Source organism: Lysinibacillus sp. NPDC097195 (assembly GCF_044762075.1).
Classification (GTDB): Bacteria; Bacillota; Bacilli; order Bacillales_A; family Planococcaceae; genus Lysinibacillus.
The window spans coordinates 982637-1002933 of the sequence record NZ_JBIWDP010000001.1 but is presented as its reverse complement, the minus strand read 5'-3'; the positions used below and the strand labels follow the sequence as shown (position 1 = coordinate 1002933).

At 35.0% G+C, this 20297-nt stretch carries 21 protein-coding genes; 6 read left to right on the top strand and 15 right to left on the bottom strand.

Going from position 1 to position 20297, the window contains the following annotated elements:
* Positions 1–89: 89 nt before the first annotated feature.
* From ACIQXI_RS05190 to ACIQXI_RS05155, 8 genes are all read right to left on the bottom strand, one after another.
* Positions 90–1334, bottom strand: a complete 1245-nt coding sequence (locus ACIQXI_RS05190) for a methyl-accepting chemotaxis protein (protein ID WP_402922265.1) — start codon at positions 1332–1334, stop codon at positions 90–92.
* Positions 1335–1526: 192 nt separating this feature from the next.
* Entirely contained in the window at positions 1527–2945 is a 1419-nt protein-coding gene (aspA, locus tag ACIQXI_RS05185) for an aspartate ammonia-lyase (protein WP_402922263.1), read from the bottom strand.
* 150 nt (positions 2946–3095) lie between these two features.
* Positions 3096–3725, bottom strand: coding sequence for an NAD(P)-dependent oxidoreductase (locus ACIQXI_RS05180; protein WP_402922261.1), 630 nt, complete (start codon positions 3723–3725; stop codon positions 3096–3098).
* Positions 3726–3799: 74 nt separating this feature from the next.
* Positions 3800–4210 carry an Rrf2 family transcriptional regulator gene (locus ACIQXI_RS05175; RefSeq protein WP_402922259.1) on the bottom strand — a complete coding sequence of 137 codons (411 nt, stop codon included), beginning with the start codon at positions 4208–4210 and terminating at the stop codon, positions 3800–3802.
* A gap of 126 nt (positions 4211–4336) precedes the next feature.
* Positions 4337–4543: a thymidylate synthase gene (locus tag ACIQXI_RS05170; protein WP_402922257.1), complete on the bottom strand. Its 207-nt coding sequence runs from the start codon at positions 4541–4543 to the stop codon at positions 4337–4339.
* A 686-nt stretch (positions 4544–5229) separates the two neighbouring features.
* Positions 5230–5439, bottom strand: a complete 210-nt coding sequence (locus ACIQXI_RS05165) for a hypothetical protein (protein WP_402922255.1) — start codon at positions 5437–5439, stop codon at positions 5230–5232.
* Between the two features lie 146 nt (positions 5440–5585).
* Positions 5586–6563, bottom strand: a complete 978-nt coding sequence (locus ACIQXI_RS05160; RefSeq protein WP_402922253.1) for a thymidylate synthase — start codon at positions 6561–6563, stop codon at positions 5586–5588.
* A gap of 111 nt (positions 6564–6674) precedes the next feature.
* The gene (locus ACIQXI_RS05155) at positions 6675–7595 is read right to left on the bottom strand and encodes a hypothetical protein (RefSeq protein WP_402922251.1); all 921 of its coding nucleotides are present in this window, start codon (positions 7593–7595) and stop codon (positions 6675–6677) included.
* 182 nt (positions 7596–7777) lie between these two features.
* Between ACIQXI_RS05155 and ACIQXI_RS05150 the strand changes: the two genes are divergently transcribed.
* The 3 genes from ACIQXI_RS05150 to ACIQXI_RS05140 all read left to right on the top strand — a co-directional run bounded on the left by ACIQXI_RS05150 (position 7778) and on the right by ACIQXI_RS05140 (position 11154).
* On the top strand, positions 7778–10003 hold the full coding sequence (locus ACIQXI_RS05150; protein WP_402922249.1) for a sensor histidine kinase: 2226 nt from the start codon (positions 7778–7780) through the stop codon (positions 10001–10003).
* Entirely contained in the window at positions 10000–10626 is a 627-nt protein-coding gene (locus ACIQXI_RS05145) for a response regulator transcription factor (protein ID WP_402922247.1), read from the top strand. Before ACIQXI_RS05150 ends, ACIQXI_RS05145 begins: the two co-directional genes overlap by 4 nt.
* 327 nt (positions 10627–10953) lie before the next feature.
* The gene (locus ACIQXI_RS05140; RefSeq protein ID WP_010859201.1) at positions 10954–11154 is read left to right on the top strand and encodes a cold-shock protein; all 201 of its coding nucleotides are present in this window, start codon (positions 10954–10956) and stop codon (positions 11152–11154) included.
* Positions 11155–11225: 71 nt separating this feature from the next.
* Here the strand turns inward: ACIQXI_RS05140 and ccsB are convergent, their stop codons facing one another.
* The 3 genes from ccsB to ACIQXI_RS05125 all read right to left on the bottom strand — a co-directional run bounded on the left by ccsB (position 11226) and on the right by ACIQXI_RS05125 (position 13529).
* Positions 11226–12371, bottom strand: a complete 1146-nt coding sequence (gene ccsB, locus ACIQXI_RS05135; RefSeq protein WP_402925664.1) for a c-type cytochrome biogenesis protein CcsB — start codon at positions 12369–12371, stop codon at positions 11226–11228.
* Positions 12372–12611: 240 nt separating this feature from the next.
* On the bottom strand, positions 12612–13037 hold the full coding sequence (locus ACIQXI_RS05130; RefSeq protein WP_402922245.1) for a GNAT family N-acetyltransferase: 426 nt from the start codon (positions 13035–13037) through the stop codon (positions 12612–12614).
* 24 nt (positions 13038–13061) lie between these two features.
* Positions 13062–13529 (bottom strand): GNAT family N-acetyltransferase, encoded by a 468-nt coding sequence (locus ACIQXI_RS05125; protein WP_402922243.1) that lies wholly within the window; start codon positions 13527–13529, stop codon positions 13062–13064.
* A 306-nt stretch (positions 13530–13835) separates the two neighbouring features.
* On the opposite strand from ACIQXI_RS05125, the gene ACIQXI_RS05120 reads away from it, so the two are divergent.
* The 3 genes from ACIQXI_RS05120 to ACIQXI_RS05110 all read left to right on the top strand — a co-directional run bounded on the left by ACIQXI_RS05120 (position 13836) and on the right by ACIQXI_RS05110 (position 15757).
* Entirely contained in the window at positions 13836–14390 is a 555-nt protein-coding gene (locus tag ACIQXI_RS05120) for a GNAT family N-acetyltransferase (RefSeq protein ID WP_402922241.1), read from the top strand.
* A gap of 514 nt (positions 14391–14904) precedes the next feature.
* A complete protein-coding gene (locus tag ACIQXI_RS05115; protein ID WP_402922239.1) occupies positions 14905–15069 on the top strand; it encodes a Spo0E family sporulation regulatory protein-aspartic acid phosphatase in 165 nt (54 codons plus the stop codon).
* Positions 15070–15289: 220 nt separating this feature from the next.
* Positions 15290–15757: a hypothetical protein gene (locus tag ACIQXI_RS05110; protein WP_402922237.1), complete on the top strand. Its 468-nt coding sequence runs from the start codon at positions 15290–15292 to the stop codon at positions 15755–15757.
* Between the two features lie 207 nt (positions 15758–15964).
* Here the strand turns inward: ACIQXI_RS05110 and thrS are convergent, their stop codons facing one another.
* The 4 genes from thrS to ACIQXI_RS05090 form a co-directional block, all read right to left on the bottom strand.
* Positions 15965–17887 carry a threonine--tRNA ligase gene (thrS, locus tag ACIQXI_RS05105; protein ID WP_402922236.1) on the bottom strand — a complete coding sequence of 641 codons (1923 nt, stop codon included), beginning with the start codon at positions 17885–17887 and terminating at the stop codon, positions 15965–15967.
* A gap of 577 nt (positions 17888–18464) precedes the next feature.
* A complete protein-coding gene (locus ACIQXI_RS05100; protein ID WP_402922234.1) occupies positions 18465–18974 on the bottom strand; it encodes a hypothetical protein in 510 nt (169 codons plus the stop codon).
* 165 nt (positions 18975–19139) lie between these two features.
* Positions 19140–19592, bottom strand: a complete 453-nt coding sequence (locus ACIQXI_RS05095; RefSeq protein ID WP_402922232.1) for a hypothetical protein — start codon at positions 19590–19592, stop codon at positions 19140–19142.
* A 219-nt stretch (positions 19593–19811) separates the two neighbouring features.
* A complete protein-coding gene (locus ACIQXI_RS05090; RefSeq protein ID WP_402922230.1) occupies positions 19812–20297 on the bottom strand; it encodes a GNAT family N-acetyltransferase in 486 nt (161 codons plus the stop codon).

The window sequence follows — 20297 nt, the reverse complement described above, 5'->3', positions numbered from 1 at the left end:
TATATTAAAAAAATTATAATTTTATTTTAAAAAAACATCTTTATATGCTAATATTCCTATTAAAATTGTGACATTGCATCTGCGTATTTTTATAAATGAAATTGATTGGTCATTTTTTTCAAGTCATCTGCCTGCATCGATAATTCTTGTGAAACTTGATTGACAGCTTGCATGGAGGCTGTTTGCTCATCCATGGATTGTAACACAGCTTCCGTATAATTCGATAATCTGTCCATCCCCCCCGCAATTGTTGTCACTAATGTAGCTACCTCATTCGCACTGCCAGACAATTGATTGACGGTTGTCGAAATATCTTCCAGTTGATCGGTCATTTGACTAACATGTTGTGAGATGTTGCCAAACGATTTTGTCGCTTCATCAATAACATAAACACCTTGTTGGACGTTTTTCAAGTCTTCCTCCACCGCTACAGCTACCTGCTTCGTATCACTTTCAATGCCGACTACAAGATCTACAATTTGAGTTGCTGAATGTTTAGATTGCTCTGCTAAATGGCGTACTTCCTCCGCCACTACTGCAAAGCCCTTACCATGTTCACCAGCACGTGCGGCTTCAATTGCAGCATTCAAGGCCAGTAAATTCGTTTGATCAGTAATTGTTGTAATCATCTCTGTCATCGCTTTAATAGCTGTCATTTTATTCGTTAGTTGTTGCATTAATCCACTCGTCTTATCAGTTGAAGATGAGATAAATTCCATTTGTTTTTTCGCTACATGCAAAATTTCTGCACCGTTTCCAGCTATATCATTTGCTTCTTTCGCATGATCGTAAACACCTTGTGTTGCGGTTGTAATTCGTGCTATACCATTCACCGTATCTTTTACAGCTATGGCACTCGCATTGGCAGATTGTGCAGCTTGTTTAAGACCTTTTGACGTTTTTTCCATTTGTTGATCTACTGCTTCAACAGCCATCGTAATTTCATTTGTACTTGCTGATAGCTCTTCAATACTAGTAGATAAATCAGACGAGCTATTGGCGATTGTAAACGTCATAGTACGAAGTTGTTCTTTCATCTCTGCAAAAGCTTTCGCTAACTCGGCTATCTCACTATTATCTTGGGTAACAATTGCAACTGAGTCAAAATTTCCGACAGAGATTGCTTGTGCAGCTGTAGCTAGTTGGTTAATCGGTTGAATTACTTTAAATTTGACATAGAACATATAGGACAAAGTAATGGAAATACCGATGATTGTTAATATGGTCGAAAGCCATGCTAATGCCGTTATATTGGCTAAATCAATAATTAAGACAACAATCATAATTACATTTAATACTGAAAAACCGAGAATACTTTTTTTTCGTAAAGTCATACCAAATTCCCCTAACTATAATATTACTATAATACCATTAGTATAGTCGATTTCTCCTAATATGCACAGAAAAATGCCCTCCTTTTTCCATGTGAAGAATAAAAAAGACCAAAGGCTATAAGGAGATACTCCTAAAGCCTTTGGTCGACGATGTAGTAGCCAATGCATAATGCACAGTACTGACATCCTGTATTATTTTAATTTCATCATACTAGATCCAGCGATACCTGGGTGTGTCATTTCATATGGATCCAAGATTAAATCTAATTGTTCTTTCGTTAAAACGCCTGCTTCAATACAAAGCTCACGAATCGAACGTCCTGTAAGAATCGCTTCACGCGCAAGTCGTGCTGCCACTTCATAGCCAATATGTGGGTTCACTGCAGTAAGGACACCAACACTTTTTTCTACATATTCTTTCATACGCTCTTCATTTGCTTCAATATCTTTTAAGCAATTTTCTGTAAATGCATTGAACACATTATTCATAATGCTAATAGACTGAATTAAGTTGAAGACTAAAACAGGTTCCATTACATTTAGTTCTAATTGCCCCGCTTCAGATGCTAAAGAAATTGTATGGTCATTCCCTATTACTTGGAATGCCACTTGATTTAGCACTTCAGGCATAACCGGATTGACTTTACCAGGCATAATCGATGAACCAGGTTGACGGGCTGGTAAAAGGATTTCACCAAGACCTGCACGTGGACCTGAAGCCATTAAACGTAAGTCATTCGCAATTTTAGACATATTAATCATACAAATTTTTAGTGCGCCAGACACTTCTGTATACGCATCGGTATTTTGTGTAGCGTCTACTAAATGTGTCGCACCTTTTAATGGTAAACCAGAAATTTCAGCAAGATGTTCATCTACTGATTTAATGTAATCTGGGAAGGCATTTAACCCTGTACCAACAGCAGTTGCACCCATATTTACATCATATAAGTTTGGACGTGTTTGACGAATACGCACAATGTCACGGTTAATAACACGGCAATATGCTTCAAACTCTTGTCCTAAACGGATTGGCACTGCATCTTGTAAATGCGTACGTCCCATTTTAATAACATGTGCAAATTGCTCCGCCTTTTGATGGAATACAGCTTGCATATGTTCCATTGTAGCGAGAAGTTCATCTATCAAATTTAAAACAGCGATATGAATAGCTGTTGGGAAGGCATCATTTGTTGATTGTGACATATTCACATGACTGTTTGGACTGATCGTTTGATAGTCCCCTTTTGCTTTACCCAAAATTTCTAGAGCTCGGTTTGCAATCACTTCATTTGCATTCATATTGATTGAAGTGCCTGCACCGCCTTGGATCGGGTCTACAATAAACTCTGCATCCCATTTACCATCGATGACTTCTTGAGCAGCCGCGACAATTGCCCCTCCAATTTCTGTTGATAATAGGTGTACTTCCATATTACCTAATGCAGCAGCTTTTTTGACAATTCCCATTGCTTTAATAAGTGCTGGGTGAATTGTGTAGCCTGTAATCGGGAAGTTTTCTGTTGCACGAAGCGTTTGAATCCCGTAATAAGCATCTCCTGGTAATATTCGTTCACCTAAAAAATCTTTTTCTGTACGTTGTGTGGACATTATTGTCGTCTCCTTTGAAGTAATACTCACACTGATAGTAGCTAATAAATGGCGTCTTGTAAACAGTCAGTTCTTCATAAATCGAAAGTTTTTTTCAAATCTTGCGTAAATCAACAAAAACCGGGCGTAATTCTTACGCTCGGGACATAATTATTTCATTGAAGAAACTGTAAAACGTTTCTTAATATGTTGTGGATTTTCAATTTCATCTAAGACGGCAATGGCAAAATCACTGTAGCTCACATAACTTTCCCCTGCAGCATTGACTAATAAATGGTCAATACCTGTTGTATAGCTTCCAGTTCGCGGCCCCTCTGGATCAAACATAGCTGAAGGACTGATAAACGTCCATGTAATGGTAGAAGCTTGAAGGTCATTTAAGTTTTCACCTTGATTTTTTGCCGTTGCGAAAAACATTTCAGGAAAGTCTGGTGTATCCATTACTCGAATAGTTTTTTCGGGATCTACAAATAAGCTACCTGCACCACCGACAACCAATAGCTTTGTTGCGATGCCATTAAATAGATTAATTAAATGGCGACCAACTGTTACGTGTAACTCCTCTTGTCCGAATGGTGCACCAAATGCATTGACAACGACATCAAAATCTTTCATGTCCTCTTGCGTTAAATCCATGACATCTTTTTCAATAACATGAATGTGCTGTTTTATTTTAGAAGCCGAACGAACAATTGCAGTCACATCATGACCACGTTGTAATGCTTCTTCTACTATTTTTTGTCCTGCTTTCCCTGTTGCGCCAATTACACCTATTTTCATTTTGAATTCCTCCTCCAATATATTGTAACCATTTTAGTTACAGGTTAAACACAGTGAGACCGACCTCGTTACTTTTAACGAAGTTGATCTAGCACATCTTGCAAAGTTTGTGCTTGCAACTGTTTTTCCATTGCATGCCAAACATCTAAATAAACGGCTTCTAACGTATGCTGTATTTTGCGACCTACTGTACATGCTGGATTCGGCTCATCATGTATAGCAAAAACTTGCTCCGGTCCATCAATCGCCTGATAGATGGCCAATAAAGACAAATCTTGCGGTTCAATTAGGAGACTATAGCCAGCAACACCGGATTGCGATGTTAATAAACCAGCCTTCTTTAAAACACCAATCATACGCCTTACAACGACCGGATTCGTATTGACACTCCCTGCAATAAAGTCAGATGTCAACAAACTTTTATCAGATGTTGTTGCAATGAGCGAAAGTATATGGATTGCGACTGAAAATCGACTATTCACCATATGAATCACCACCTGTTGTAACTATTATAGTTACAGGTTGAGATAATTACAAATGATTTGCTTTTATCTAAGCCTGTTTTTCTTGCCTATCAAAAATACATCTTTTTCAAGTATTACCTAGTGATTTTAAATTTTTGATACATAAATCACTAGCTCTTGCTGAATTTGACCATTTTCTTCATAAAAGTCTAAGTTATGGAATTCATATTTAAAATGACCTACAGGAAACGTTACACTTTCCCCTTGTGCAGCTGCAAGTATCCCAGCGACATCATGTGACACTATATGTAAAAGTTCCGTCCCTGAAATTGTTTCAATAAAAAATACATTCATATAAAAACACCTCCTTAGCTATTATAGCCTAGAAGGTGCTTGAATTTATAGCGTTTATTTCTTGCCTTCTAGTGGAAAACAATCTGCTAGAAGGCTATTAAATAGATTGCTAAAAGCAATAAAATCAAATAATTTACGATAATAAGTAATGTAATCAAAGATATATTTATAAGGACGGTTTTAACATGAAAGCTCATTTTGCCATACCTCTTATAGACCTTTGCATTTCAAATCAGCCGAAACGACAGTGAAAGATTTTTTAGAGGAATTTATCCACAGCAACATTTAAATCATGCCATTTGAACGTATAAAAGAAACAAATACGTGGTTAGTAATCAACAGCTAATGTTAATCAGTATGGTCATAAACGTTTTAATAAAGGATGGTATGGCAAACTTAACTTTATTTATTTTTCTACAGATCTCCCACAAACCGATCGACAATACAAAACAATTAAAGGCAACTCTGGCACACTATATTACACGCATTAGACAGCAATATTGTAAAAATCAAATTGACAACAAATTGGATGCACTTTGAAAAAGGATTCGAAGTTGATACATCTGCACCATTTGTGAAAACATTTAAATTACTTCTAATGCCGAAGAGACGCTTCATGCCATCTTTATTATAAAAAATGGGGACAAAGATAAGGTAATAGTTTTTTATTCCACTATCGAAGGCGCTTACATTTTAATGTTATAACCGTTCAGGCGGATGCCCTCTATAATTTGCATCATTTCCTCTATTTGTTGTTTAGTTAATTCAGTAGAAATAATGGCGTTATCGTGTTCAATCTTCTGCTCTGTTTGAATTGAAGCGCCCCATTGTCTATTTTTTGTCAATCGACAAAGTTCTAATTTCTTTGTCGGTTGATGTTCTACTTTTTCTAGCACGATAGCCACCCCTAAATATTCCTATTAATACCATAAATACTATAATAGAGCTTACATCTCGATACCATCCAACTTATTACCTATTTCTTACAAGGGAAATTTTCTCAAGAAAAAAAGCAGCAACCATAATGGTTACTGCTCTCTTATTATACCGCAATAGGTGCTTTAATTGCTGGATGTGGATTATAGCCCTCGATAGAAAGATCCTCAAGCTCTATTTCGAATATTGACGTTTTATTTGAATTTATCTTTAAGGTTGGTAGTTCCCTTGGCTCACGAGAGAGCTGTTCTTTCACTTGCTCCACATGATTTGCATAAATATGTGCATCGCCAATACTATGAATAAATTCGCCAACTTCAAGCCCACATTCATGGGCAATTAAATGTGTTAGTAATGCATAGGATGCAATATTAAATGGACAACCAAGCAATGTATCAAGGCTTCTTTGCATTAATTGGCAGCTTAACTTACCTTCTGCTACATAAAACTGGAACATGACATGACAAGGTGGTAATGCTGCTTTACTGCCCTTTGCACCTGCATCAATCACATCTTCAGGGTTCCAAGCATTGACAATAATGCGACGTGAATCTGGATTATGTTTAATTTGATGAATGACATCTTGCAATTGGTCTAAACTTTCCCCATTTGACGTTGTCCAATTACGCCATTGCTTGCCGTAGACGTTACCAAGATCGCCGTATTTCTTCGCAAATTCATCCTCATTAACAATGCGGTCACAAAATGATGTCAGCTCCGCTTGATAGACTGCATTAAACGCTTCGTCCGTTAGACATCGACGACCGAAATCAGTCATATCTGGCCCACTATATTCGTCTGATTCTACCCATTTTTTAAAGGCCCACTCATCCCAAATATGATTATTATGTTGCAATAAATAGCGAATATTTGTATCGCCTTTAATAAACCAAAGCAGCTCGCTTGCAACAAGTTTAAATGGCACACGTTTTGTCGTTAAAAGTGGAAAACCCTTGCTTAAGTCAAAGCGCATTTGATAACCAAACACACTATATGTGCCTGTACCAGTTCGGTCTTCCTTTTTCACACCATTATCTAATATATGTTGTAGTAAATTTAAATACGCAGTTTCTGGATGCGTCAATTTGTCACCAGCTCCTTCAATATGCTGTTGACCATTATACCATCTAATAACGAAAAATGACCGTTCAAATAAAAAATTATGATAGCTTGTCCAACAGACTAAACATCAACATTACAGGTCAGCACTTAATGGATTATCTTGTAATTCTTTTGCAATTTCTTTTTCTGTTGTGACAAAAAATATCGGTAACAACAAGATAGATAGAAGGATTGGTCCGACCATAAACAATAAATCAATACCAGCGCTAAAAAAGAGTCCAAATGCTGTTAAAAGCCCAGACATCACTAAATATAAAATTTGACCGACAACAATCAACAATGGAATAATTTGATACATATAGTTCAATTTTCTAAATTGGTGCATTTCTTCAGGATGCAGAATGATTTTCCTTTTCAAGCGTCTCGATAAAATCCAACATGCTACAAGTTGCAAGACAATAAAGCTGAAGTATATCACGGTGCTTAAAATCATTTGACGTTTGGCAATTACACCATCGAAATGGGCAACTCGTTGCTGTAATAGTTCATTAACAGCTCCATTATAAACGTACTCACTTTCACTAAAGTATGTCAGTGGTTGGGCAAAACCAAGTGTTGCCCATTCTTTTCTATTAACTTTCCAATCTGTTAATTTACTTGCCATAATGCGTAATTGGATTGACTCATCGTCACGAAACATACCTACTAACGTACGATAAGGTATAGATAATTTCAATTGTCCATCCTTCTTCTTTTGAAATAAATCCTTGATAAAAAATGTATAGGCCACATTTGATTGATTTGTTTCAAAATGTGCACTTTCCACTTGCCAATGACTAGCCAAAGAAGCTTCAATATTATTTTTCATTTTAGTATACGGCATATCGTTATGTAACTGTTTTGGAATCTTATAAACAAAATGATTATCACTTCCAATAATACAAATATCCACTTCTACAGCATCTTTCTCAATCGGTGAAGCGACAGTAGTTAATGGATACACCATGGTGGCGACTAGGAAAAATAGGATTAACGACAGCAAACTTCTTTTCACACAGCGCTCCCCTTTCAGTCTCAGGCTAGATTCACATTATCATAGCTTTAACCGAAAATACTATTTCGTTATTCCGAAAAAATGATAGTGGTTTTCCGAAACACTATATTTCGGTATTCCAAAAAATTTATAAATTATGGATAATATAGAAGATACTTATTGATGGAGGCACTAATAACATAATGATGAAAGTTACAAAAGAAAATACTATGCACAAATTGACTTGCAGTTTTTTTATTACTTATCTAATCCTTGGTATTTATGTCCTTGGTGTTGCTGTTAGCACGCCTTTTATTAGTATCCTGGTTGATACATCAAATGGTCAACCGACTATAATTCGCTCTTATTATTCAGAATGGGCTCAACAACAACAAATCGAACAAGGAGACATCATCCTAACAATTAATCATCAAGCTATGACGGGTTTTAAAGCTTCTCAACAAAACGTTTATATTTCTAGCGCAAACGAGCTGTCAATTGTAAAACCAGATGGCACTGTGCATGAAATTAAAGTAAAACATCGGGATCTCCCTGAAGAGTTTTATTTACATATAGTATTTCCCTTATTGTACTTTGTGCTGTGCTTTAGCGTTGCACTCTATTTATGGAAGCGTAATAAAGATAATTTTATTACACAATTACTAATGTTATTTCTATTAACCTGCTCATTAGCCTACACAAGTATAGGGGCTTCAAGTCGAGGCAATTTAATTGGCATGATAGTCAATGGTGTTTGTATCGTTTTATGTTTAGTGTTAATTATCCACTTTTTACAGCAATATTACCGTTTATTACATATTAAATGGACGTATTTTAATACGAAGTGGCTCTATGCCATGCCACTCATTGTTATACCATTATGTTATGGCACCGAAATGATAGTCCCACAGTTTAGGTCTATTACACCGATGGTAACGCTGAGCCTATTTGCTCTACTTGTTTTATATGCAATGTATATTTTACTTAGCAGCTATTTACGAACACGTTTAGCAAAAATTAAGTTAATCGGCATCTCTTGCATCATTCCTTTCTTGCCATTTTTATTGTTATATGTTGTTCCTGAAATTTTAAGTAGCCGAGCATTCATCCGGCCCGAAATTAGTATTTTATTTATTTTGTTTATTCCTTTTTCTTTTATTTTCATCCAAGTCAATGAACGATTGTTTGATATTGAATACCAATTATCACGTTTTCGTTATTATACATCTATCGCTTTTTTCAGCTCACTTATTATCACGATTCTCTTAGCATTATTAATGATTGAACAACTTTCAATTGCGATGTTACTTGTAATCTTTATTGTTGTTTTCATAGGCTTTATTGCTAGCTTCTATATAAAAGAGCAATTAGATTTTAACCACCGAAAAATCATTTTCTCATCGTCTGGTGACTATGTACATAATTTATATGCATCAGTAAATCGCATTAGCAAAGCAAAAAATCAACAGGATTTGCTTGCTAGTCTCAAAAATGAAATTACTGAAAAACTTGGTACTACAGCATTTACACTTGAAACAACAAATGAGGCTATTTCTTTATCACGTGGTGAAATCCGGATAGAGAACCAAATGACACAGTTACTTATCCATGATACAGTGGATGAAAAGGTGCTTATACGAATTAGACACACATTACAAAAAGAAGAATTACTTTGGTTGGAGTTACTAGCTTTATACGTTTCGATGTTTATTGATAATTTAAAGCTTATTGAAGACTTAATACGTGATATACAACATATGAAAGATACGAATAACGCTCAACTTCCTTGGCTAGATAAATTATTATGGAATATTGTAGAAAAGGAAAAAAGCATATTAGCACAAGAATTACATGACACAATTTTACAGGAGCAACTACATTTAGCGCGGGAATTAGATGTTATCGCTAGCTCCCCTAAAATTGAAGAACGCAAAATATTAGCCATTCGAGAACAACTTTTAAATGCCACGAAAGATTTGCGGGAATATTGTGAGAATCTCAGTCCACCATTACTGGATACGTTTGGTTTAGATATGGCATTAAAAAAATTTGTTCAAAAAGTAAAAATTCGTGCTGATTTTTTATTGTATACACAAATCGATCGTTTCCAATTTCAAGATGCAACTTTACATTTAGTTGTCTATCGACTTGTTCAAGAACTACTTAATAATGCAATTAAACATGCCGATGCCTCCAAAGTTTCACTCAAGCTCCTTGCGGTTAACAATGGTTTTGTTCTTCAATATGACGACAATGGCATCGGCTGTAATATTGATGATTTAATGCAATCATCTGCTTCCATGGGCATTAATGGCATTCGTGAACGTGTTCGGGCATTTAACGGAGACATGACGATTACCTCCAAACCAAATGAAGGTATGCATATTAATATTGAAATTCAAGAGGAATGTGAGGAACTATGCAAATGATTAATATATTGATTGTTGATGATCATCCTGTCGTTTTAGACGGGACAAAAACATTATTACAAGACTTAGACAATGTCTATATTGAAACAGAACAAGAAAGTGCCAATGTTCTGTCAAAAATGGAGACACAAACTTTTCAACTCTATTTAATTGATATTAATATGAAACCATTGAACGGTATTCAGCTTGCTGAAAAGATAAAACAAACACAGCCAGAAGCCCTCATTATTCTTTACACTGGCTACGAATTATCCGATTATTATAAACTGCTTGTTGAAAAAAAGGTAGATGGACTGTTATCGAAACTAGCTACGAAAGAACAAGTAATTCAAACTATCCAAGCTACCTTGCGTGGAGAAATTTTATTATCAGCTGATTTTTTAGATTTTGTCCAACAGCACTCCAACCGTACAAATGCCCAGCAAGAAGTTTTACTAAGTCGTAAAGAACAAGAAATCTTACAGCTAGTTGCACAAGGTTGTACAAATAAAGCGATTGCCTCTGCAATAGGTGTAACACAACGTACTGTCGAAAATTATTTATCCAAACTCTTTGTCAGACTACATGTGGAATCTCGTGCTGAAGCGGTTATCGTGGCCAAAGAAAAAGCATGGATTGACTAAAACTTTTTGCCAAGTGTATGCAAATCTCTAAAAAGATAAATAAATACGTTTTTTATAGTACTTTATTAGTAAAACAAAGTTACTTTATACCTTATTTTGACAGTGATAATTTTAATTTTTATATTTTTACTTAACTTTATGTAATTTTTTCTTACTAAAAAACGGCATTTGCTGGATAAATGTATGAATCTGTTATATAATGTAGGTAATAATTAAATTACTTCATCGTAAACAATGAGTCCACGTATTCAAGTAATATGATTATGTGTTTATTTTATACAGCATGAAGGAATATGATTGTTGAATTTATTTTTGGAGGTTTTTTAAATGACTCAAGGTACAGTAAAATGGTTTAACGCAGAAAAAGGTTTTGGCTTCATCGAAGTAGAAGGTGGCAACGATGTATTCGTACACTTCTCTGCAATCCAATCTGAAGGTTTCAAAACACTTGAAGAAGGACAAAAAGTAGAATTCGGCGTTGAAGAAGGTAACCGTGGCCCTCAAGCTACAAACGTTGTAAAACTTTAATTCTTTTTCAAGAATTAACAGTTCAAAGTCCAAGAGACATCCATCATGGATGTCTCTTTTCATTTATCATTTTATGCGTAAGAATGTAGACCTGCAATAACTAAGTTAACGAAGACTTGATTAAAAACAATAATTGCAAAACCAATAATGGCTAACCAAGCCGTTTTCTCCCCTTCCCATCCTTTAGCAAGACGAAGATGGAGAAACGCTGCGTAAAATAAAAATGTAATGAGTGCCCAAACTTCTTTTGGATCCCATCCCCAATATCTACCCCATGCAATTTGTGCCCAAATCATGGCAAACAGTAAGCCACCTAAAGCAAACAATGGAAAGCCAATCACAACTGCCCTATATGAAATTTCGTCCATTAAGGTGGCTTGTACACGTTTTGTAAGTGGTTGTAAAATAACGATAATAGGCTTTCTAAAAAGCAGTCGGATTGCAGCATATAAAATTGTCCCTGCTATGAATGACCAGACAATTGAATTAAACTGTTTCGCATCGATTGTAGGGGTTATTTGCATCAAGCCAATTGTATCTCCACTTTCTGTGACAGCTCCTTTATTAACAATGAGTGGTATCATTGTATAGACCGTCTTTTCATTAACACCGTGTGCATTTTTATATTGAATGTCTATGTCTTCAGTCATTATATTAAATGCTGCCGATATACCACTAAAGCCGATGACAACAATTAAGCAGTACATAACAACTTCTAGTGCAACAGTACTGAACGATTTTTTATAAACATCTAACTTTGTCAGCAAATAAATAATGCCCGTTGCAAAAGAAATTGATAAGATAGCACTTGAAAACGCAACAGTCATGACATGGATTGTTAACCAATTACTTTGTAATGAAGGTACGAGCGGGGTCACTTCATTTGTGAATACGCTTCCATAGCCTAGGATAATTAACACGACAGGAATGACAAATAATCCGACAACAATCTGTCTATACAAATAATAAATAATGAGAAAGCTAGCTGTAAGCATAATGCCAAAAAACGTCATAAACTCATACATATTACTAACAGGTGCATGTTTTACTGCGAACCACCTTAAAAGGTAGTAACACAATTGTAAAATAAAAGCAGTGTATGTAAGTATCAGTCCTAGTCGTCTAAACAAAAGGCTAGATGATTTTACAGCTAGACCAAGTGGTAAAATGGCAATCAATAGTAAAATAAAAGCTAAAAATAATGAATAACCACTCATACTTATTATTTTTTCGGTTTCCAAACAACATCGACCTCCAACATCCTTTTTTTGTAGAAGTTGTAAATACTTCTCCCTACAAGAACGTCGTGATTTCCATTAAGTTGCTATTTTTTACACTATTTTCACTTTTTAACGGTTATTGTTACAAAATAATGTCAATCCAATAATTAAAACATGCATAGAACAGCAACAGTAAGGGTAGCTGAAAACTTCAAAATAAATTAAAGTGATAAAATATTACTTCTTCATTGTAAAGTAAATGATTTCAGGATCCCCGTCATCTAAGTTTTCTATATAGCCACTCTTCTTGAAACCGGCATTGTCAAAAACTCTTTGCATCTGTTTATTCGAGCTATTCGTGGAAGAAAAAATTTTACTTGTAGGTGCTATAGCAATAAAATTAGCTAGTAATGTAGTCGCCACACCTTTTCTTCTTTCAGAAGATTTGACAATAATGAATGAAATAAAGCTACATTCAAAGAAATCGGTTGTGAAGATTAAAAACCCCGCAATCGTGCTATGCCTTCTCTGAATTAGGCATTGATTGGCCTTAATGGCTTTCATAATCGTATCCTTCCTTGAATTATCCCCTATTACCTCTTGATCGATCTTACATAGTTCTTCCACATGCTCTAGCGTCGCAACTTCTATTATTGACACCATTTCGATTCCTCCTTTTCTATAAGATTATAAATAATAAGTCATTACTTTTAACTTATCGTTAATTCCTATTGCCGTAATCCCTTCATCTACAAAACCACATTTTTTATATAATGCCTGAGCAGCTATATTTGAAAAGTTAACACCTAAAACGAGTTCATTTATGGTAGGAAAATATTGTTTGACGAAAGCAGGTAATAATTGTAACGCTTCTTTTGCATAGCCTTTCCCTTGTTCCTGCATAGTTGTTGAAAATGCCCGAATTAATAGTGCTTGTTCATTTTGACTATAGGGTTTTACCCCATCCTTTTCATGTAGTACAAAAAAAGTGACAAGTCTGTCATCTTTCATCGCTAAAATAGCATGTCGATTAACATCCCTTTCTGCTAGTTCAATGCTGGCCTGAGGGGCCATTGTAAAACGTAACTGGTCCTCTGCTAACACATATTGTACTATGGATGCTTGATCTTTTTTATCATAAAATTTTAATCGCACGATTTCCCTTCTTTCATCATTTCACTTAGTGGTCTCCAAACGAATCTAATGCACTTACAACACCAAATTTCATTAAAATTTCAGAAAAAAATAGCAAACTATATAAAAAGCATAAAAATAGACACAATTTCTATCACATTATTTTTCATTTAATTACTTAAAATTCCATACTATGCTATTATTATACTATTCGATTTTAAGGAGTTGTGAATATGATTGTGGAAAAGGCAGTTGGTTCGTTATTGAAAATAAATATTTTTCAAGGGATGTAACACTGCTGCAACCCTTGAGCAAGGGAGAATTTAGATGAAACACTATTTTAACGATTTCCTTACTGGGCAATCTATTATACTAAAGCAAATGTCCTCATCTGATTTAGATGAATTTATAAAAGTGGAGAATGAAAAAAGCACCTTACTACTCGCTAACGATGATATTCCATTTCCACATACAGTGGAAGACCATACTTCATTTTTTCAAAATATTAGCGGCAAAAAACAAGAATTTTTCTTTGGTATTTTTGAAAAAACGACACAACAATTTATTGGGTCTTGTGGTGTGTATGCTATTAACTGGATAAATAGTACATGCTCCGTAGGGATTACAATTAGTGAAAAGTGGCATGGAAAAGGATTCGGAACGGATGCAATGCAAACACTCATTACTTTTATTTTCGACTACATTGCCATCAATAAAATTAAATTACAAGTGTTCAGCTTTAACGAAGGAGCTATCCGTTCCTATGAAAAATGTGGCTTTACAAAAGAAGGTGTCCTACGTAATGAAATTTTTCGCTTTGGCAAATTTCACGATATGATCGTTTTTGGCCTATTACGCGAAGAATGGCTTGCGCGTAGTTAAAAAAAGCGCACACATTCAAAAAAGAATGTGTGCGTTCATTATTTTTTGTTTAGCGAAACTAACAAGATAAAAAAGTCTATTTATGTCAAGCATTTTAGAAAAAAAGAATTATCTCTTTTATTTAAACAGTAAATAATACAATTTGATAAATTGCGACAAGAAATGAAGCGAAATAAATTTTTCGTCATGCTTTTTCTAGTTATAAAGACAAATAAAGATAGGAAAAAAGACACGTATTTTTAACATACAATTCGATAGCTTTTCTAAAAGTAAAACATTGAATTATCGCTAAATACATAGCTTTTTTACTGACATACAGGTCAAATAATTCTATGAAAGTTTATATTCTTATTATAGTTATATAGACTAAATTGTGACTAAATTACGAATTTCAATTCCTATACACAATGTGACATTTTTTTTGTTTTAACTGATATACAATGAAAAAGCTGAATCGAAGTCATTAGCGTTTTAAATCAAGAATATGCAGAAAAAAATTAGGAGGAGAATTCAGTTGGTAAATATATTGCTTAAACAATTCTTGAAGTTTGAAATCGAGATCAAAAGGAGAATTATGTATAAGAAGGCAAAAGATTTAGGGTTTACTCACCCTGCCGTTGTAGATTATAGCCAAGAACTTGATGTATTACTGAATCGATATTTTAAACAAGCATCTTAATGAGGAGGAGTATTTATAATCAAATTTTATAAAGTAATCCCATTTTCAATAAAACCAGTCAAAAAAAATGTCTACTTGGCTGGTTTTTCATACCGTTTTATCTCTTGTTAAAAACAGCTTCACATTTCGCTCTATATTTGCTATGTTACTGTAACGAAACGTATACATAACAAAAAAATGGGAAATCTACCTATAACGCTATTTTATAGGAGGCCAAATGATGCAAATACTGTTTTTAACATTGGTCGTTATTTCTAATTTATTTCCACACCCAGAGACTTTACAAGAACAGTCGACAACGACTACTATTTGTGAACCAATCACTACAGCAAAAACTACGTACCAATACCCGAGCAATCACTTTCAACCATTTCTTGTTGCAGAAGAATATTACACGCAATTAGATAAATCTATTTTTGAAAACTATGACAATGCTACATTTATCTTGCAGAAAAAAATTCTGTTTAAAGAAGTGACTGAGACGCAAAAAAATTTTAATGTAAAAACAAATTTAACGCATGAAATAATGGACCTCTCCAATCACACAATGATACATCCTAATAGACAAGTTTATTTTTTAGCATCCTTCACACAAAATGCACAAGAGGAATTTCATAAATTTATCGTCATTGATGCAGAAACAAATAATATACTTTTAGCTGATAGTATTTACACTCCAATACGATAATTTAAAAGAACTTTTCTTACTAGAGTATATAGTATGCTTGAAAAACCATTTCTAGAAGTATCTATCACACATTCATTGAGAGAATTTTAAAATTTGGTACAAATACTTGAAGAAACTAATGACTTTCGAATTTTGGCTATGTTCACATAATTTTTCTAATCCTTTATAAAAAAGCCTGATTAACAATATCCATCAGGCTTTTCTCTATTACATAATGGGTAATGCCTTTTGTAAAATTTCACCTTTCAGTTCCTCAACAAATTGTTGCAATGGTTTTTCGTTCAACACTTGTTGATTATATTTGCGCACTGTGACACTTTGATTGTCTCGTTCTACATCTCCCAATACTAAAATATAGGGAATTTTCTTCATTTGTGCGTCTCTTATTTTTTTCCCAAGCTTCTCTTGACGATTATCTACTCGTACACGTATGTGTTCATTTGCTAGTACTTGCGCCACTTGCTCGACATACTGTTGATGGCTATCGGCGACCCCTATTACGATTACTTGTTGTGGTGCTAACCACGTCGGGAATGCCCCACCGAAATGTTCAATTAAAATGCCCAAAAAACGGTCGATGGAACCAAAGACAGCGCGATGAATAACGACTGGTCTTACTTTTTCATTGTGTTCATTTAAATATGTTAAATCAAATTTCTCTGGTAGTTGGAAATCAAGTTGGATTGTCGCACATTGATGACTACGATTAATAGCATCTTTAATATGGATATCAATTTTCGGACCATAAAATGCTCCATCTCCTTCGTTCATTTTATATGCATATCCTGCATGATGAAGAACATTTGCCAATGCTGTTTCCGCTTCATGCCAAAGCTCAATATCCCCCATAAAATCTGCTGGTCTTGTCGATAATTCAATTTCATATTGGAAACCAAAAACTTGATATATATGATCAATAATTTTCAGTGCTAGATTGATTTCGTCCTCAATTTGCTCAGGTGTGACAAAAATATGGGCATCGTCTTGACAAAAAGTTCGTACACGTAATAATCCATTTAGGGCACCGCTAAACTCATGGCGATGTACTTGCCCAAACTCCGCCATCCGAATCGGTAAATCCCGATAGGAATGTCTTTTATTTTTGAAAATTAACATATGGCCCGGACAGTTCATCGGCTTTAACGCAAAGCTTTGCTTATCTACATGTGTAAAATACATATTGTCTTTATAGTGATCCCAATGACCAGATTGCTCCCAAAGACGTTGGTTCATCATAAATGGTGTACGAACCTCTTGATAATCATATGTCGTTTGTAAATTGCGTAAAAACGATTCTAATTCATAGCGGACTATTTGACCATTTGCTAAATAAAACGGCATACCGGGTGCTTCTTCTGAAAACATAAACAATTCAAGTTCTTTCCCTAATTTACGGTGATTACGTTTGTCTGCTTCATCTAAAAATACTAAGTAATCTTGTAATTCTTCTTTTGTGGCAAATGCGATACCATAAATACGTTGCAGCATTTGATTTTGACTATTGCCTTTCCAATACGCCCCAGAAACATGCATTAATTGGAAGTGTTGTAATTTCCCTGTTGTAGGTACATGCGGTCCACGACACAAATCATAAAAATCACCTTGCTCATAGAGCGTAATCACCTCATTTTCAGGAATATCAGCTAGTAATTCCAGCTTCAAATGATCATGTTGGAACATCCTTATTGCTTCTTCACGCGTCACTTCTTTGCGTTGTATTTGTATATTTTCTTGTACAATCCGATTCATCATTTTTTCAATCTTTTGTAGATCGCTTGGTACAAGAGCTTGTGCTAAATCGATATCATAATAAAATCCATTGTCAATGACTGGCCCTACGCCAAACTTTGCTTCAGGATATAGTCGCTTCATCGCTTGTGCTAACAGATGAGCACTTGAATGGCGAATCACTTCGATTCCCACCTGGGAGCTAACATCAAATAGTTTGATTTGGGCGTCTGTCAATATCGGGCGCGTCAAATCAACGATGGTTCCATTGACACTTCCTGCAATTGCTTTTTTACGCAGTGCCGGGCTAATCGCCTGTGCAATGTCGGTTAGAGTAACACCTTGTGTAAATACTTGTTGTTTTCCATCTGGAAATTGAATACTTATTTCTTGATTTGACATGTTCTTTTCTCCTTTTCTAGAAAATAAAAAAAACACATATCCGCCCCAAAATAGGGACGAGTATGTGTAATTCACCCGTGGTTCCACCCAAATTCCTACTAGTTGTACTAGTAGCTCATTGATTTTGCTGTAACGTCGCAAATACGGTGCAAGTTTCCAAGCACTGCTCCAAGGTAGTAAGAATTGACGCTGCATTAGGAAGTTTTCAGCCTAGGCTTCCCTCTCTGTGAATCGTTCATCAAAAACTCTCGTCCTTCTCATCACTGATTTCATTGTTTATGAAATTGTTATTCACTATAACGGACATACCATTACCTGTCAATATTTAAAAATGTTTAAATTTTACTTTCTTTACATCCCAATGCCTGCTTTAACAGGACTATGACAGTTTTTATAAAAAATTTTTTCTCAGCAATAAGTTATGTCATAAAATGATTAACGTATCGACTATTGTCCTAGTTTTAAAATTGCAAATACAGCAATTAAATAAAGTTGTACTTACGATTACTGAGAAATTGAAAAAAGTGTTAAATTGACTGAAGTCACTCTAACACTTTGATCCTTGTTTTTATTGAATTTAATAGTGATTGACAATCACCTCATTATGCCAACTAATAGAATCTGAAAGCTGATAGGAAACCATGTTGGCGGTTACAACGAGCATGACACCTGCTCGAGACAGCATAGTGTGGGTAGGATTTTCTAAGACCAGGACTACATAGCCCTCCCCGCTTCCTTGTTCATCTAGCGCATGGGTCGCATCAATTTCAAATGTTGTAAACTTATCATCAGTCAAAGTAGGTATTCGCTCATCTCTATAGCTTCCTTGCTCTTTTAAATTGTAACTAACTGGCATCCATCCTTCTGACCAATCAATACTGCCGATAATTTCCTTACTACGCCCTGCAAGTTTTCCGATTGAAAATGTAAAGTATATTTTCATTATGGCCTGGTCCAATTCATTTTTTCCCTCACATATCGCTTCAACCTGGAGCATGATATCAACTTTAGACTGTTTCTTTAAGACAACAATTACGACAACTAAAATACTAATAATTAGCGCAATACCAACTAATGCTAATCCCATTATACCCCTCCTATCATAGCAATAACTATTACCATTAGATTACCATGTTTTTGGAATAATAGGTTTTTTTCATCAAACAATCTAATGAAATGACAATGGCATAAGTGATATGACAAATATTGAGAAAAAATCCGCAAGTTGATTTACTATCAACTTGCGGATTTTTTATTTTGCTTGAAGTTGCGCTGTTAATGTGAATGGTATTTTTAAATATTTATATTGGATTGTTACCTTGTGAATAGCCGTAGCATCGACTTGTAATGCATAATATTGTGGCTGTTTACCAATTGCTTGTCGGTCTATGTATTGACTTGGAAAAACCTTTACTTGCGTTATTTTATGAAATGACATGTTTGCGTTGTTATCAATTTTTGTGCCCACCTCAAAAGGTTCTGATTTACTAATAATCAGCTTAGCCTCTGCTGGCAATTTATCATCGACAAGAATCGATTGCAATTGTAATTCTTTGATTCCCTTATTCTCAATTTCGATTTGAATAGCCCCATTAGCACTTGTAAAACCATTGACCACAAGTGGTGGATGACTTTTCAAATAAATAACGAAAACTGCTCCCACTACGAGCATACTAAAAAACAGAATAAATATTATTTTTTTCATTGGATTCCTCACTTTCAAGCTTCAAAATAAGTATAACGACAAATAGTAAGCAACGAAACAACTTTCTCCTTTTTAGCGCTGTCGTTTTATCTCAAAATTAGTATTCTATAATAATTTTTTTGACATTGTCATTCGGGAGATTTACTTTTTTAACACAGCATAGCCCATTAGCTTCCTTGTCACCAATCTCTCAAATAATAAAAACGAAAACCACCTATCTCATAGCGAGGTAGATGGTTTTTGTAACTTTATCTCATCTCGGATTGGAATACCGTCATTGCCGATAAACGGTATCTCTGGTTTTAATACTCGTGCACGCTCAACCGCATTTTGTAAAATTTCTACAAGGTAATAGCCACGTTTTTGGTAAAATTTTAGTGCATGTAAATTATCATTCGTTGTAATAAGTGACACAATCGTACAATGGTGTTGCCAAGCGTGTTCCTCTACTGCTTGAACAAGTAATGTTCCGATACCATTGCCCTCTTTAGTGCTGTCGAGGGATATAATTTCACATTCGTTGTCTCGAATAACATATGTAATGAGACCAAGTATATTTTGATAGTCGTCCACATAGGCAAAGCCTTGTAATCGACTACAATCATATATCCCACTAGAAATAACCATTTCGGTAGTGCCCCAGTGCGACTGAAAAAATGCAATGACCTCTTTTTTATTCACTTGAGCAATATTCACTACTGTCAT

Coding starts and splice junctions, on each gene's coding strand:
- ACIQXI_RS05150 (WP_402922249.1), top strand. CDS start 7,778: ATGATGAAAGTTACAAAAGAAAATACTATGCACAAATTGACTTGCAGT.
- ACIQXI_RS05180 (WP_402922261.1), bottom strand. CDS start 3,725: ATGAAAATAGGTGTAATTGGCGCAACAGGGAAAGCAGGACAAAAAATA.
- ACIQXI_RS05130 (WP_402922245.1), bottom strand. CDS start 13,037: ATGGTGTCAATAATAGAAGTTGCGACGCTAGAGCATGTGGAAGAACTA.
- ACIQXI_RS05110 (WP_402922237.1), top strand. CDS start 15,290: ATGCAAATACTGTTTTTAACATTGGTCGTTATTTCTAATTTATTTCCA.
- ACIQXI_RS05140 (WP_010859201.1), top strand. CDS start 10,954: ATGACTCAAGGTACAGTAAAATGGTTTAACGCAGAAAAAGGTTTTGGC.
- ACIQXI_RS05100 (WP_402922234.1), bottom strand. CDS start 18,974: ATGGGATTAGCATTAGTTGGTATTGCGCTAATTATTAGTATTTTAGTT.
- ACIQXI_RS05090 (WP_402922230.1), bottom strand. CDS start 20,297: ATGACAGTAGTGAATATTGCTCAAGTGAATAAAAAAGAGGTCATTGCA.
- ACIQXI_RS05120 (WP_402922241.1), top strand. CDS start 13,836: ATGAAACACTATTTTAACGATTTCCTTACTGGGCAATCTATTATACTA.
- ACIQXI_RS05170 (WP_402922257.1), bottom strand. CDS start 4,543: ATGAATGTATTTTTTATTGAAACAATTTCAGGGACGGAACTTTTACAT.
- thrS (WP_402922236.1), bottom strand. CDS start 17,887: ATGTCAAATCAAGAAATAAGTATTCAATTTCCAGATGGAAAACAACAA.
- ACIQXI_RS05175 (WP_402922259.1), bottom strand. CDS start 4,210: ATGGTGAATAGTCGATTTTCAGTCGCAATCCATATACTTTCGCTCATT.
- ccsB (WP_402925664.1), bottom strand. CDS start 12,371: ATGAGTGGTTATTCATTATTTTTAGCTTTTATTTTACTATTGATTGCC.
- ACIQXI_RS05145 (WP_402922247.1), top strand. CDS start 10,000: ATGATTAATATATTGATTGTTGATGATCATCCTGTCGTTTTAGACGGG.
- ACIQXI_RS05190 (WP_402922265.1), bottom strand. CDS start 1,334: ATGACTTTACGAAAAAAAAGTATTCTCGGTTTTTCAGTATTAAATGTA.
- aspA (WP_402922263.1), bottom strand. CDS start 2,945: ATGTCCACACAACGTACAGAAAAAGATTTTTTAGGTGAACGAATATTA.
- ACIQXI_RS05095 (WP_402922232.1), bottom strand. CDS start 19,592: ATGAAAAAAATAATATTTATTCTGTTTTTTAGTATGCTCGTAGTGGGA.